The 15,682-nt window shown below is 30.4% G+C and carries 12 protein-coding genes; 10 read left to right on the forward strand and 2 right to left on the reverse strand.

Annotation, left to right across the window (positions count from 1 at the left end; translation table 4 throughout):
• Positions 1–5 precede the first annotated feature (5 nt).
• On the reverse strand, positions 6–2,009 hold the full coding sequence (gene ligA / locus MR07_RS01290; RefSeq protein WP_024071063.1) for an NAD-dependent DNA ligase LigA: 2,004 nt from the start codon (positions 2,007–2,009) through the stop codon (positions 6–8).
• Positions 2,010–2,066: 57 nt separating this feature from the next.
• On the opposite strand from ligA, the gene mnmA reads away from it, so the two are divergent.
• Together mnmA and MR07_RS01300 are read left to right on the forward strand one after the other, a co-directional pair.
• The gene (mnmA, locus tag MR07_RS01295) at positions 2,067–3,170 is read left to right on the forward strand and encodes a tRNA 2-thiouridine(34) synthase MnmA (protein WP_024071064.1); all 1,104 of its coding nucleotides are present in this window, start codon (positions 2,067–2,069) and stop codon (positions 3,168–3,170) included.
• Positions 3,171–3,172: 2 nt separating this feature from the next.
• The gene (locus MR07_RS01300) at positions 3,173–4,504 is read left to right on the forward strand and encodes an alanine--tRNA ligase-related protein (RefSeq protein ID WP_024071065.1); all 1,332 of its coding nucleotides are present in this window, start codon (positions 3,173–3,175) and stop codon (positions 4,502–4,504) included.
• On the opposite strand, the gene MR07_RS01305 is transcribed toward MR07_RS01300, so the two are convergent.
• Complete coding sequence (locus MR07_RS01305) at positions 4,488–5,609, reverse strand: hypothetical protein (protein ID WP_024071066.1); 1,122 nt, start codon at positions 5,607–5,609, stop codon at positions 4,488–4,490. The genes MR07_RS01300 and MR07_RS01305 overlap by 17 nt on opposite strands.
• Before the next feature lie 35 nt (positions 5,610–5,644).
• On the opposite strand from MR07_RS01305, the gene MR07_RS01310 reads away from it, so the two are divergent.
• The 8 genes from MR07_RS01310 to MR07_RS01345 all read left to right on the forward strand — a co-directional run bounded on the left by MR07_RS01310 (position 5,645) and on the right by MR07_RS01345 (position 15,676).
• Positions 5,645–7,828, forward strand: coding sequence for an ATP-dependent helicase (locus MR07_RS01310; protein ID WP_024071067.1), 2,184 nt, complete (start codon positions 5,645–5,647; stop codon positions 7,826–7,828).
• A gap of 240 nt (positions 7,829–8,068) precedes the next feature.
• Complete coding sequence (locus tag MR07_RS01315; RefSeq protein WP_235062747.1) at positions 8,069–8,833, forward strand: ATP-binding cassette domain-containing protein; 765 nt, start codon at positions 8,069–8,071, stop codon at positions 8,831–8,833.
• A 211-nt stretch (positions 8,834–9,044) separates the two neighbouring features.
• Positions 9,045–10,061 (forward strand): energy-coupling factor transporter transmembrane component T family protein, encoded by a 1,017-nt coding sequence (locus MR07_RS01320; protein WP_235062737.1) that lies wholly within the window; start codon positions 9,045–9,047, stop codon positions 10,059–10,061.
• Between the two features lie 24 nt (positions 10,062–10,085).
• On the forward strand, positions 10,086–10,385 hold the full coding sequence (locus MR07_RS01325) for a hypothetical protein (RefSeq protein WP_024071071.1): 300 nt from the start codon (positions 10,086–10,088) through the stop codon (positions 10,383–10,385).
• A complete protein-coding gene (locus MR07_RS01330) occupies positions 10,385–11,248 on the forward strand; it encodes an ATP-binding cassette domain-containing protein (protein ID WP_235062738.1) in 864 nt (287 codons plus the stop codon). The genes MR07_RS01325 and MR07_RS01330 overlap by 1 nt, the downstream gene beginning before the upstream one ends.
• A 156-nt stretch (positions 11,249–11,404) precedes the next feature.
• Positions 11,405–11,989, forward strand: a complete 585-nt coding sequence (locus MR07_RS01335) for a hypothetical protein (protein ID WP_144079548.1) — start codon at positions 11,405–11,407, stop codon at positions 11,987–11,989.
• A gap of 115 nt (positions 11,990–12,104) precedes the next feature.
• Entirely contained in the window at positions 12,105–15,473 is a 3,369-nt protein-coding gene (locus tag MR07_RS01340) for a coiled-coil domain-containing protein (RefSeq protein WP_075047535.1), read from the forward strand.
• Complete coding sequence (locus tag MR07_RS01345; protein ID WP_024071075.1) at positions 15,473–15,676, forward strand: large ribosomal subunit protein bL28; 204 nt, start codon at positions 15,473–15,475, stop codon at positions 15,674–15,676. Before MR07_RS01340 ends, MR07_RS01345 begins: the two co-directional genes overlap by 1 nt.
• Positions 15,677–15,682 lie beyond the last annotated feature (6 nt).

Genomic DNA, 15,682 nt, shown 5'->3' on the forward strand with positions numbered 1-15,682 from the left:
CTAGATTAGAGAGACAGGAGACTTTCCACTTCTGAACTGTAAATTACGGGAATATTATTTTGAATTGCCGTTTGAAGTTTAGATCCTGGACTTTCTCCAGCCAATAAATAATTAATTTCACTGGAAAAACTAGACTTGAATTTCAAGTTATATTTTTCTGCGAGCTTCTCTTTCAATTTTTCCCTACTAATGCTAAAACTTCCTGTAATTAATACACTTTTTCCGTAAAGATAATGGTTTTGATTTTTTAAGTGATTCTCATTTTTTGAAGAAGATATTGCTTCAAATTTAAAACCTATTTTTTTTAGTTCTGAGAGAATAAAAACATTTTCTTCTCTAGATATTCAATCTTTAAGTGAGGCCGAAACTTTTGGACCTATTCCAATAATTGACTGAATTTCTTCTCCGGAAGCTTCAAATATTTTTTCTATAGATTGAAATTTCTCTAAAAGCAACTTAACTACTTCAGGTCCTAAATGTTCAATTCCCAATCCAGATAAAAGCTGATTTGGGGTAACTTTCTTGCTTTTTTCAATAGAAGTAATTAGGTTATTAAATGACTTGTCTTTAATGTTTAAGTTTTCAATTTGAAAAATTCTTTCTTTGTGTTGTCACAAAGAATAGATATCCAAGATGTTTTTCAGAATCCCCTCCTTAAATAATTTAGTAATAGTCATCTCTGAAAGACCTTCAATATCAAGTCCAGCCTTAGAACAGAAATGACAAATCTTGCAAATTTCTTTTCGCTCACAATTTGGATTAACGCAATACTGTAATTTATTTCCCCCTTTAAAAACCAAATGAGTATTGCAACAAGGACAATATTCAATTAATTGAAATTCATTATTTTGGTAATTTGAATCTTCTTCATCAACTCTTCCAAGAATCTGCGGAATCACCTCACCAGATTTGTAAACCTGAACTTTAATTCCCTCCCTTAAGTTCAGTTTTTTAATATTTTCAAAATTATGAAGTGATACATAATTTATCCAACTTCCGTTGATGAATACAGGTGTTAATTTACCTAAGTATGTAATTCTTCCACTCCTACCTACTGTCACCTCTATTTTTTCCAAAGTAGTTTCCTTAATTAAGCTAGGATATTTGTAGGCTATTGCTCATTTTGGAAATTTCGATGTACTACCTATTTGTGAGTAATATCTAGTTTGGTTTAGCTTAATAACCAAACCATCATTAGGAAGTTCTATTTTTCTTCTCCTCTCCCTAAAGTCTCTTAGAAAATCTCATATTTTGGAAATATCAGAACTAATTAATGTAAATGATTCTTGATGAGTCGGAATTCCCAATGATCTAAATAGCTCTATGGCATCAGATTGATTTGTCAAAGATCGATCACTATCAGGAAATAACACTTGATAGGCACAAAAAGAAAGTTTTTTGTATCTAATTAATTGAGTTTCTTTAAGTCTTAAAGCCCCTGCCACATAATTCCTAGAACTTAAAAATTGTCTTTGTGACTCTGAAGTATTAGACTGAATTTCCTTGAAATCTGAATCACTAATAAATATTTCTCCTCTGACTAATAATTCAGAGGGATAATCAATACGTTTAGGAATTGAATTAATTTGCCTTATGTGTTCAATTAAACTTTCTCCCATATTTCCATTCCCCCTACTAAGAGCTTGGATCAATTCACCATTTTTGTAATGAAGACTAATGCTAACCCCATCAACTTTGGGCTCTATGAAATACTCTAGTTTTTCAGAAATTTTTAATTCTTTTAAGTGATTATCAAAGAATCTATGGAGTTCAGTTTCATTAAATGCGTTATCTAGTGAAAGCATTGGAAATGAGTGCGGATATTTAAGATTGGATTTTTCTGAGTGAACTTTTCCAATTGGTAAATTATCTGTATCTACTCCTAATGCCTTTAGTTTTCTTAGTTTGAAGTCATAGAGTTCATCAGAAATAGTCTCTTCTCCTTTGTAATAAGCCTCCTCTTGGTTTTTTATTATTTCTTTGAATTTTTTTATTTGATCTTGTTCCATTTAGTAATTAATAGAAGCTTTTAATAATTAGTTAAATAAACCTATATTACTTAAATAATGGAACAACATAAAAAAGTTGCTGTCGCTCTTTCTGGGGGAGTGGATTCTGCAGTTGCAGCTTATTTATTAAAACAACAAGGTTATGAAGTTTTCGGAGTTCACATGAATAATTGAGATAGACAAATTAATGAATTTGAAGATCAAGGAAATTGTCAAGGACAAAAAGACAGCTTAATGTCTAAAGAAGTTGCAAAATTTTTAGAGATTCCACTATATTTTTACAACTTTACTAAAGAATATTGAGATGACGTCTTTAAACCTTATCTTTCAGATTTTGAAAATAATTTAATTGGAAATCCAGATTTGAGTTGCAATTCCAAAATTAAGTTTGGAATCTTGTTAGATACCGTTAAAAAGGAATTTGGATCGGAAGTTAAATTGGCTACAGGCCATTATTCCAATGTTACAGAGGAGAATGGAATATACTACTTAGAGACTTGTAAAAATACTAAAAAAGATCAGACTTATTTTCTTTCTAGATTAACTCAAGATCAATTAAGGGAAATTGTCTTCCCCTTAAGTGAATTTGAAAGTAAATCTGAAGTTAGGGAATTAGCTAAAGAGATTGGACTTCCCAATTGGGACAAAAAGAGTAGTACTGGAATTTGCTTTATAGGGAAGAGAGAATTTATTTCTTTTGTCTCTTCATATGTTCAAGGGAAAGAGGGTCAAATATTAGATGTTGAAAAAACAGAGTCTTTGGGGAAACACAAAGGGTTATGCTATTACTCAATTAATCAAAGGAAGGGAACTTGTGTATCCGGAAAATCTGAAAAATACTATGTATGTGGAAAGGAAGAGAGAGATTCTACTCTGTTAGTTTGCAGAGAAAGTGTTAGAGAAAAATATTTAATTAAAAGAGGTTGTTTGGTCAATAATTTACATTGGATTTATGATTCTCCAAAAATAGGAGAAAAAATTTTTGTCAAATTTAAACACACTTCTAATTTTGTGGAGGGAAAGATAGAAGATGTTGACAATCATTTAGTTAGATTATCTCACCAACCTAGTTGTGCATCAACTCCAGGTCAATATGTAGTTTTTTATTCGATTGATAAGAAGAGATGTTTAGGTTCAGGAACTTATCATAAATCCATTTAAATTTGAAACTAACAGCTAAAAGTCTAAGAGATAGTTGAATTCATTTTTTTGAATCTAGAGGCCACAAGGTAATAGCATCCCACTCAGTAATTCCCCCAAAAGAAGATAAATCTACTTTATTTGTGAATGCTGGACTTTGTGTTCTAAAAAAAGAATTTATCTCTCAAGGGGAGGAAAGGGTTTGCCAATCTTTCACTAGCGTTCAAAAAGTAATAAGAACTGTAGATATAGAAAGTATAGAGAAAGATGGCTGACACAGCACTTATTTTGAGATGATGGGTAATTTTTCAGTGGGTTCTTATTTCAAAAAAGAGGCAATTAGTTATTCAGTGGAGTTCTTAGATCAATTTTTAAAGCTGGATCTAAGTAAATTAGTAATTACTGTTCATAAAGATGATCTTGAAAGTGAAGTTATTTGAAGAAATTTATTGGGGGAAGAAGTCAAGATATTGAAAATGGACAAAGAGAATTTTTGAGAGGTAGGAGACGGTCCTTGCGGGCCTTGCACAGAGATTTATTATGACAGAGGTCAAGAATTTGATCCAGAAAATAAGTACTTAGAGTTACTTGAAAAATCTATTGATAATGAGAGATTTATAGAAATTTGAAATATTGTTTTTAGTCAGTATTGGGCCGAAAATGGAAACTATATAGAGCTAAAAAATAAGAATATTGACACAGGAGCTGGACTAGAGAGAGTAGTGTCTATATTAGAAAACTCAAAAAATGTTTTCTTTAGCTCCTTGTTTTACCCAATAATACAAGAGATTGAGAGTATTTCTTTAAAAAAATACAGCTCTAAATTGACTGAAGAAGATGCTCAATTTCAAGTAATTGCAGATCATTTGAGAACTTCAATAATTCTCTTAGGAGAAGAATTAACTCCTTCAGGAAAGGGAAGAGGTTATGTTCTTAGAAAATTAATGAGAAGAATTTTTGTGGCTCTTTTTTTGTTAGATGTCAAGCATTTTGAAGAACATCTCCCTACTTTAATTCAAAAAACTTTAAATGTATTATCTGGACTTTATCCAGAACTTCAGGATAGATATTCTTCTATGCTTGCAGAATTTCTGAAGGAAAACTTGTCTTTCCAAAAAGTACTAAATAATTGCTACGGAAAAATAAACCATATTTTGTCGAGCAATAAAGAAAAGTTGGAAGAGCAAATTTTCACTTTAGTTGAAAGAGAAGGGTCCCCGCTTCCAGTTATTAGAAAAATATGCAAAGACAACAATGTTCAGTTTTCTGAGGAAATTCTTAAGAATTTAATGGAACAACATTCGCAAAAATCTAAGAATGTGAAGTTTTCTAATGCTTTTAATTTGAAAATTTAGTCCACTCTTCTCAAACTCATTTGGGAGAGTGAATATTGGATAAAAAATTAGATTGTTGTCTATTTTTGTCTAATTCAGTTATGAATTGGTGATATTTATTTATTTTTAAATCTTTGATATCGCAAAAGAAATTATTGGAAATTATTTCTTTTAAATTTGAATCTTCTTTTCATTCCTTAAAACAAGATAATATTCTGTTCATAAACTTAAGTTTTTCATAATCAGAAATTTCAAGTTTCATTAACTTGTAAAAATATTCTTCTCCCCCCTCTATAAATAGATCTGAGATGGAAAAAGAAAGTTGCTCTCCAGTAAAGGTATTAATAATTCTTATTCTTTTTACTCTCATTCCATAGTAAAAATCAAGAAGATAAGAGTAAATTAAAATTTGTCAGATTCAGTTGATATCTCAACTTTTTTTGTGAAATTTAAGCTCTATAAGTTCCTGATTCTTTGGTTCAAAAAAGTCAAATTCTCATCTAGTAATTTCACATTCTTGCTTATGTTCTAAATAACTTTTAAGTCTGTGTAACTTGGTAAATTTGTTTCAACTGATGCAAGTTTCAAAATACGGAAGAAAAGATTTAAAGTGATTCATAATTTCTGTGAATAACTCAAAATCTTCATTATTCTTAAATTCTTCTTGTTCAAAGAAGAAAGAATATTTGTATTCAGTGAGATTACTTAATTCTCAAAATCACATTCAATTTGATGATTTATTTTTTTTAGAACTAAAATATTTTTTGCTCTCTTCGGTAGCTTTTTTAACTATTTCTCAGTTTTCTTTTATTTCAATTTCTTCTCAACTCTTGTATTTCTTTTTCTTTCAAAGATCAACTAATTTTTCTAGAAAGAATTCACTTCATTTACCTAAATAACTGGAATATTTAGTTATTTTTTGCAGAGCTTCGGAGTCCAGTTTAGTGTTCAGAGGATCAACAATTTTCTCACTAGTTGAAAATAAAGGGTTCAATCCACTTTGATAAATTCAAGTAGGTCTGATTAGTTTAAAAAGTTTTGGCTTGATCTGAGTTTTGAATTTTTCAGAGACTAAATAACCCACCACTGTGTATTCCTTAATGTTTTTTTCATTTAGATAAAACATTTAAGAAAAACTATTAAAAAAGAAAATTTTTAATAGTGTCATTTAATTTAATTTCTCAACAAACTCCAAACCAACAACAATTAAATGTAATCAGGTTTAATGAAAACAAGAATGTAGGGATAATAGCTGGACCAGGTTCAGGGAAAACTTTTGTAATTATTGAAAAAATTGGATTTTACCTTTCTCAAAAAATTGAACCTAGAAAAATATTATTGGTAACTTACACAAACAGGGGGATTATTGAGATTAAAAAAAGAATTAATAGATTTGTAAAGGCAAAAAGAGAGTTTGAATTTGCCGGAACACTCCATTCTATTTGTAAGAAGTTTTTAGAAACAGAATTAAAAAAGGAACTTTCAAAACTTCTTAAGAAAGAAATTAATAGACTTTCAATATTTGAGGGAAGGGAAAGATATTTTTTTTTAGAGTCAGAGGTAAAACAACAAGTAGATATAGTTTTCGGGGAAGACTACAACGCCTTACTTAGTGAATATATTTACGAAATAGTTTTAGAGGAGACTGAAAATTCTATTTCCAGAAATAAGATAGAAAACTATCTTAATAATGATTTTCAGCTGAAAGTTTTTAAATATGATTGATTTTCTTCTAGGCTAAACAAAAAGACGGAAAAAATAAGTAGTTTTGAAAAGGGAAAAGTTATTCAAGTATTAAAAAATACCTTTTTTCTTTATCAAGAATACTTAGATAAAAAAGAAATGTTTGACTTTGATGATTTAATAATTTATTTCCATTACATCTTGGATCACAATCCAGCCAAGAAGAAATTCATTCAAGGTCAATTTGAAAAGATATTAGTTGATGAATTTCAAGATATGAACTTTCTTCAACTCTTGATTATTGCACAGATTTCCGGCTCCAAGAAAAATATTTTTTTTGTTGGAGATCCAAATCAAGCTATATATGGTTTCCAAGGAGCTTATCCCGAGATTTTTAAATATTTCAAAACCAATATAGATCTAACTACTAAATTCTTTAATCTCTCACAAAATTACAGATCTACACAGAACATATTAGATCTATCTCAAAAACTAATTTCAAAAAATAATCAAAAAGATATTTTGAATGAAATGCATACTAAAAATGAGATAGGAGACAAAATTCAATGATTAGTGAATGACAAGCAAGGAGGAGTTACCAAAACAATCTTTTCAATTATTAGAAATTTGGAATCTAGAGGAGTTAACTTAAATCAAATAGCTATTATCTCAAGAACTCACTTAGAAACCAAAAATCTTAGAAAAAAGTTTTGATCTAAGGGAGTTAAATTCTTGGACTTTAACTTTTCAAAACATATAGCTTGAAATTATGAGAGTTATTTTTTAGTTTGCCTCCTTTCCCTGAAATTTAAATTTGATCCCTTTGCTATCAAATATATAGTTGAATTTTGGTTTCAGAGAGAAGAGATGCCAGATTATTTTTATGAACAAATAGAGGATCATTCAAATGATTTGATTAGTAGTCTTAATTCTTTAACTTCTTCCAATTTTGAAGATAGATGAACTTCTGAAGAAGACAAAAAGTGAATTAAGAAAATTAAGAATTTCTGAAAATTATTGAAATCTGAATATAGGCAAAGCTCATATAAAGAAGATCAAAAAGAATCTCGACAAACAATAATTGTTAGTCGAGAGTCTTTGGAAGAGTGAATCAAAAAGACTCTAAATCCTAAATTGACCAGATATATTTCCAATCAAAAATATCAAGCAATTAAAAATATTGTTCACTTCTATAGAGTGATGTCTTACTATAGTGGCCAAACAACTTTCTGTTTGAGAGAATTATTTGAATTATTGCTGGCTTATGTTAAACACTTTGTGAGTCACGTTACAGAAGATCAATATTTGAATTTTTCGACTGTTCACAGCGCAAAGGGATGTGAATTTGACTATGTATTTATACTCAACTTAGTTGAGGGTAAATTCCCAAAACATTATGCAAATACATTGCAAGATATAGAGGAAGAGAGAAGAATCTTATTTGTGGGAATTACTAGAGCTAAAAAAGAGTTGTATATAGTTAGTGATTTATATATAAGCAATAAATCACTACCTAGTAGAGCTGGATTAAACAGCTTTAAAGAAAAAGTTCCAAGAGTCTCCAACTTTTTAAGAGAATTAGATTTTCTTAATTCAAAGAATGAAGAAATAAGTGTATTAAATAATCTTTCTAATGAATCTCAGAGTCTAATTCTCTTGTAAGCTAAATATTCTCTAAAATCAAAAAATAAAATTAGCCTCCCCCTTGAGAAGAATAGAAAAGATATCTATTTGATTCAACAAAGATAAATTATCTGAATATAGATATAAAAAAAAATTGCACTAAGTCATAAGATCGATCCCAAAAACGCTTTAGAGGTATATAATTTAAGCTCAACTTTTAAAGGACAGAAAGTTTTAAACTCTCTTTCCTTTAAATTTCAGAAAGGTCAAGTTTATGGAATTGTTGGTCCTAGCGGTTCAGGGAAAAGTGTTTTTTGCGAACACTTAAATGGCTTACATAGATCTGAGACAGCCAATATCTATTATGCAAATGGGGAACAAATTCTATTTTTTAATTCAAAGCTAAAAAACTATAAATCTATTAGAAGAGAAGTTGGAATAGTTTTTCAGCAACCAGAATATCAATTATTTAAGGAAACTGTTCTTCAGGACATAATATTTGGACCAAAGATTCTCTTTAATTTGCCGAAAGATGAGTTGCCTGAGTGAGAAGAGAAGGCCAAAGAGATACTTTCGGAACTTTCTTTTCCATTAGAACTAGTTAACTCTTCTCCCTTTAAATTATCTGGGGGCCAAAAGAGAAAAGTTACTTTAGCTGGGATTTTGATATTAGAGCCTAAAGTAATAGTTTTTGATGAACCTACTTTAGGCTTAGATCCACAATCTACTGAGCAAGTTATAGAACTAGTTAGAGAATTAAACAACAAGGGAGTTACTATTATTCTCGTCTCTAGCAATATGGATTTCATTTTTGAAAGTACTGATCAAATTCTTTTTCTGAATTCTGGAAGATTACAAGCATCTAAACCAACCTATTTATTTTTTAGGGAATGTCCCAAAGAATTAATCAAGCCAAAGGTAGTTAGTTTTATTGAAAAACTATCTTCCTTTAATAGTTGTTTTGAAAAATTATGAGAATATCAACCTAAAAATATTTCTCAATTAGCTGAATCTATAAATAATGTAGTTAGAAATTTTAGTTAATAGGCACCCAGAGACTAAAAATCTGGGTGGGTTAGTAGGGAATTCTGCACACTCAATACATCCGTTACTAAAGTTAATTGTCTTTATACTCTTAACTTTTTTAATTTTTTCGAAAATTGGACTTTTACTTCACTTACTATTATTTGTTTTTGTTCTAGTAATTCTTTATGTTTCAGGAAGCTTTGCATTCCTGTATAAAAAATTACTTTGTTTGTATTTAGGAATATATGTTTTTTTGTTCACAGTTAACTGAATATTTAACAAAAATCCAGGATTCTGAGACAAGAATTATTTGAGTTCTAATTATTTGGATTTAACTTCTATATCTCCATTTAGTTTTAGGGGAGTAACCACTTCTAATGGAAATGGAACTTCTGACATTCAAGTAGGGTGACATTTAGGCGGGGATTATGTGAAACATTGTTCTGGGGGAGATTGTTGTGAAAAATGTACCAAAAATGCCACAGGATCTTTCAATGTTTTTGCTGCAGATTCTGTAGAAGCTTTAAAAAAAGCTTGTGAATGCACTGGCAAAGAACCAAGCAAAGAATGTTGCAAGAATACCGAAGGAATAACTTGTTGCAATATTTCCAAAAATTTAAAGGGTCTTAAAACCTTTTATGTTACTGGATCCCAAGGCAAAAAAATAGTAGGTTTTATTCCTAAGTGATATGCAATCACTCTCTTTCAATTTCTTTTTGCATTCAATATGTCTAATAAGTTAGTAATGATTATTGCATTGTCAAGTGCATTAAGATACACTACTGATTTGACTTCATTCACTTATGCAATAGGTCAATTAATAAGACCATTTAAAGTTTTAAGGGTTCCCGTTAAGGAAATAACCTTGGTTATTTCTTTGGCAATTAGATTTATTCCTTCATTATTAACAGAAACTCTAAGAATAGTGAAAGCTCAATCTAGTAGGGGAATTGACTTTAAAAATGGGAGAATTAGAGATAAGGCTTCAGCCTTCCTCTCTTTATTTATTCCCCTATTCATTATTTCAATGATTAAATCTAGGGAGTTGTCAAATGCTATGATTTCTAGAGCCTATTTACCTAAATCTGGTAGAACCAGCTATAGAACTTACCCAATAAACCAATTTAGTTTAGGTATATTTGGCGGGGCAATTTTATTTATATCTATTTGCTATTACTTCGTTTTTTCTCATTCATATTTATCCGCTTTTGGCCCCTTAGATCCGTTACTATTGGTAGTCACTTAATTAACAAAAAGTCTTTTACTAAACATGGCCATTAACTGAAGTGCGAAGACTATTGGAATATATTTATTTAAGTTTCTGAGATTTATGGTTAAAAAAATATTTTCAATAGTACTGTGAATTTTTTTGATAATTGTTTTCATAGCACTAGCAGTTCAAGGTCAGATTTGAGTAGCTGTTGGACTTGCCTTGCTTGTTGCAATTATCTATGTGATTAGGTATTTGAGGTTAAAGTTGGGAGAAGCAAAGAAACAGAAAGATTCTCGAGGAGATGAGCCATCTGTTCCTTCTGTAGATGTATCTTTTAAGTCACCATTTGATAAATAGTGAGTTTAGAGAAAGAAGAAAAGGCAAAATATGCCTTAGTTGTTGATAGATTGTCTTTTTCTTATGTGAAGAGTCAAAAATTTATTCATGATCTCTCTCTTTCTCTTGTAGAATCCAAATACTACTGCATAGTAGGTCATAATGGCTCTGGAAAATCAACTTTTTCAAAACTATTAACAGGATTATTAAAGCCAGACTCTGGCTCTATAAAAATATTTGATAAGTCCATTTCGAAGATAAGTTATCAAAAGATTTTTTCCTTTTTGGGAGTAGTTTTTCAGAATCCTGATAGTCAATTCATTACTTCCTCAATAGAGGAAGAATTAGCTTTTGGACTTGAAAACAAGAAAGTTCCATCATTGTTCATAAGAAAAATAATTGAACATCTCATAGATGCTTTGGAGTTACACAATTTAAGGGATAAGCCCCCTGTAAATTTATCTGGGGGAGAAAAGCAAAAAGTGACCATTGCATCAACTTTAGCTTTAAACCCTGATTTATTCTTATTTGATGAATCTTGTTCAATGCTCTCTCCAATAGAAAAAGTAGAAATAACTCAACTAATGAAAAAATTAGTTGTAGACTATAAAAAAACAGTTATTTCTATTACACACGATATGGAGGAACTTTTACAAGCTGATGAAATAATTATTTTTAAGAATGGAAAGATCGTTTCACACTTAAAAGACAAAAGCGAATTGTTTCAATTACCAGACTCATTTTTTTCTGAATTAGCCTTAAGTCCTCCCTTTATTTCTCAGGTGGAAAGGGAGTTAAATCAAAAATATTCTTTGTCTTTGCCTTCCAGCAAAACCGAGGAAGAATTGGTAAATAATATCTCTGGATTAATTAGCAGACAATAAAATTGTTAAATTGAAGCGTGCAAGAGTTTTTAATTATTTAATATAACGACTATGTTGAAATTCAATAAGAGTTCTTTTATGGACAGAATGAAGTCCAAGTGGTCAAAGTTTGGCGCTTGGAAAAAGTTGTTTGTTCTTTTGCTGATTCTTTTCTTGTTGTTCTGGATTTCGCTTGCCTCTTTGATAGCTTTACCAGCCATATCTTCTGTTTACTTTTTGACGTGCATTATCAAAAATGTGATGGATATTCATGCTAATTGGAAGTGGGGTAGTCTTTTCTCTTGCGAAAAGGATAGTTCTTGCAAGATAATTGGTGAAGTTGAAGATTCAGATGAAACTTTCATTAAGTTTCCAACTCAAGACCCAAGAACTCCTAAGGTTCAACCAAAGAAGCCACCTTTGAGATCACAACCTGTATCTGAAAATGCAAGAGTTTTTGTTGCAAGACCAGATAGCCAAAGAACTATAAGAACAGCAACAGTTAATAGAGCTCAAGGGGCAAAGCCAGCATCAAAGGTAGTAAATAAGAAGGAGTCTATCCAACCTTCTCAAGTGAAGCCTTTTGCGGGGGGAGAAAAAGCAAAAATTGAAGAAGACAAGACAGTTTTTGACAAGAGTGCTATTGAAACAGACAAAATATTTGATCCCTCCAGAGAAGACCCTTCTAAGATTCACTCCATTAAGCCAGAAGAATTAGTTGACGATGAAAAGAAAGAAAACAAAAAGAAATCAAAGTCTTAATTTCTAAATTCATTTAGTCTTTATCTCTTCTGGTAAAGTCTTACCCTCTATTACGAGGAGTAAGATTAGTTTTTTAATATATTTCTTAGCCTTTTAGGGATAAATTAGGGTTTTGGTGAACAAGAAAGATCTATACGTAATTGAATCTGCATTATCAGTTTTAGAGTCTAGCCCGAAAGAATCTGTCTTTCAACTATCTCAAAAATTAGTAGATCGTTGAATAAATTTAAAGCTCTTTTCTCCATTAAAAGACAAAAATTTTCCTGACTTCAAATATTCTTTAACTCACAAAAGTAGAAAGTATTTATTAAAACAACTAGACAATGAATGTTTTATTCTTTGTCATAGGTCAATTGTTTCAAAAGCATTTTCCCAATTAAACAAACTTTCAGAAGTTAAGAAAGTTGTAAAGATTATTTATTTAGAAGAAACTCTAAAACAAAAAGTTGTAGACAAAGAAAAAGCTTTTAAAAAATCTAAAGATTCAACTAATTTAACTTGAAATTACTCCATTCCAGCACTTTTTCATCTATTTTCTTTTAAAGAATTAAATTTCAAGGAGCAAAGAGAAATCAAAAATTTCTTTTATCTAAGTTGGTCTGCAGAAAATCAATTATCTGATTCACAAGGCAAAGGAATTTATGTATATCAAGAAGACTATGAGGAATTTGCTCTTGAAGTACAAAAGCATTTAAAGAAAAAGGAAAGGGGAGTAAAAGAATCAGTTAATCTCTCCTCTCCCTTTGAGTCTCCAGAGGATTTATTCTCGAATATATCCTTTTCTGGAGCTGGAGATTCTTCTGATTCAGATCAAAAACCAGATGGCAAAGAAATCTTGTTTGAATCAGAGGAAGAGTCAGAAAATGAAATTCAAAAAAAATTGAGAGACAACCTTATTGAACTCTTGCCAACTCCAATGGATAGTTATAAAGAGCTTATATCCAATCTCCCTAGGGAGAAAATGAGAGCTAGGTATTTTAACCCTAATTTTCCAATCTCATCAGTCGTAGAGTTAAATAACTCTTACCATTTTTGAGCATTAATTTCTCCACAATATCAAGATGTAGAGGGCTTTTGAATCAAATTAAAGAACTTTTATTGCTCTCTAAGTGCTTATGAAATTGAACAATTAATTAATTCTCAAGAGTTCACACCAAAACACATATGACTGCAAATTCAACAAAAAACAACTTTAAATAGTTACGATTCTAAATCCAATTCATTTAAGGAAATACTTGACAATAAGCTAGAAGGTCTTCAATCCAAAAATGAACAATTAACTTCTCAATTAAATGTTTTGCGCGAGAATCTCCTGAAACAAGGAAAATATCCTGATACAGATCTCCTATACCTCCAATCAATGAGAGAGAAAAAAAAGTTACTGGAAGAAATAGAAAATACCTTTAAGGTTTTACGTAACTACTCAGACAAACTTAAACAATATTCCGAAAAACATCCAGAATTTTCCCCTAACTTCTATCTTTCCATTTTTGGATCTAATTCAATACTAACTAAATATGACTCTTTAGTATGTGATGCCTTCTTAGACCTTAATGAACAGATCAATGAAATAGTTTTTTATCAACAAGAAGTCGAGAGACTTCTTTTTGAAAGATTGAGCGCTCTTCATCAAGCAAGAAAAGCTGAGATGAAATTGGAGTTTTTAGAAAAGGATGATAGTTTATCTAAGTTAGTTTTTGCTCAACAAAAATCAATCGACCAAAGAAATAGAGCTGAAGAGTTAAAGAGATTGGAAATTCAAGGTGCCCTTGAATTAACAAAAAATACTATTCAAAAGGAAATTGAAGAAGAAAAATTCAAACTATCCAACTATCTAGATAGACTTCAACAACTAGACTATTATCCTGACTTTGAAGAACAATCTCAACATCTTAGAAGTCAAAAAGCTGCTCATAGAAAAAAAATTGAAGAATATAGAGGGGAGATCTATGGCTTAAAGCTAAAGGCAGAATTAATTGAACAAAAATACAATTCCTTCATTACTGCTATTAGAGAGCAAATTCTAGAGTTTCAAAAAGAAATAAGTGATATTTATTCAGGACATTTAAGTCTTATACACAGCTCAATTAACCAAGTCTGAGAAGACTGGACTAATGAGGGAATAGGCCATATAGAAAGAATACTGGCAAGAAAAAAAGAGTTAATAAAAGAGTTTTCTGAAATTATTGTCTTGGAATTAAAAAATATGTATCTAAACCAAGACAATTTATTAGAAGAATCGAGAGCTAGAAAAAAAGAGTGAGAAAGAGTTTATCAAGAAATGGTGGATGAATTCAAAACTTTGGGATATTTTCTTGAAACTCCAAAACCTTCAGAGAATTATCACAAATATTTACCTAAGATGGATAAATCTTTATTTAACCTTTCTCCAGAGATGCAAAAACTTATTTATTACAGACCAAATTTCAAATACACTAAGCCCAAAGTTAATGAGCTAATTGGACTCTCTCCTAGATTACTTAATGATGATGAATTCTTAGTTATTGACCAAGTTTGAACTAAATTAACTCCAATTCAGGAACATAAGTTAAGAGAAAAAATTGCAAAGGAATCTAACGAAAAGGAGAAAGAAAAATTGGAAGAACTTATTCAAAAAGCACAAGACGATTTGTATAAAAGATTGGAAGCAAAAAACTACAAATTTAAAACTCTGACTATCGAGAAAGATTTCCCTCAAGAGGTTGATGAAGAAGAGAGATACAAGAAATTGAAAGCATTTGAAAAAGCTAGTTTCCATAACTGAAAAGAAATGCATTTCACTTCTTCTGAACTTAGATATAAGTTCAAAGATATGCTTACTCACTTGTCTAAAAAATTATTTACCCTAAAAGAAGTTGAACCTTGGGGAGATCAGATAAACATAACAGATAAAGGTAAACTTGAAGATCCTTCTATAGTGGAAAAGCTAAGCGAGTTTGACTATTTTGTTAAGACTAGTGAAAAACTTAGCTTAGTTGATTCTTGTCCACTTTCATCTTTTAAGGCGGAAGAAACAGACTTGTATGATTTGGAAGACGAAGATTATCTTTCAATTCTAGAGGCTTTAGATGAAGGACATACTTCTTTCAGGGCTCAGCCTAAGAAAGGTTTAATTCCTAAATTAGATGATTGATCCAAACTAAATCTGAAAAAATATAGGGAAGAAAAGAAGAAGGTAGATATCACAGAAATTAAAGAAGGTCTACAATCGCTCGAAAAGGAAATTCAAACACTTCAAAAAGTTTCTGGAAATTACCGAGAAGCATGTGAAATGGAAAGAAATAGAAGAGAATTATTATTCTCAGAAATGAAAGAGAATTTAAATGATTTGAGAAAATATCTAGAGAAGGAAGAAGATGAATTAAATAAGATATTTGCAGATACCTCTGATATGATAGATTTGAATTTTGAGGAATTAGATAGAAGATTAGAAGCTAGAAGAAAATTAATTGCAGAGATTAAAGAATCTAGAGGTAATATCTAATGGGAAATAGATTAGATAGAGTTACCAATAGATGTGCAAAGACTGGGAATAATAGATCTAAAGCTATGAATGCTACAAAAAGAGCTTGAAACTTAAATATTCAGAAGTTTCAATTAGTTGATGCTAGGACTGGAGAGAAAGTTAGAATCAGGACATCTGTTAAGACTGTAAGGACTTGAAGAAAACAAGGAAAGATTAAATAGTTTTTA

The organism is Mycoplasma ovis str. Michigan (genome assembly GCF_000508245.1).
Taxonomy (GTDB): domain Bacteria; phylum Bacillota_I; class Bacilli_A; order Mycoplasmatales; family Mycoplasmoidaceae; genus Eperythrozoon_A; species Eperythrozoon_A ovis.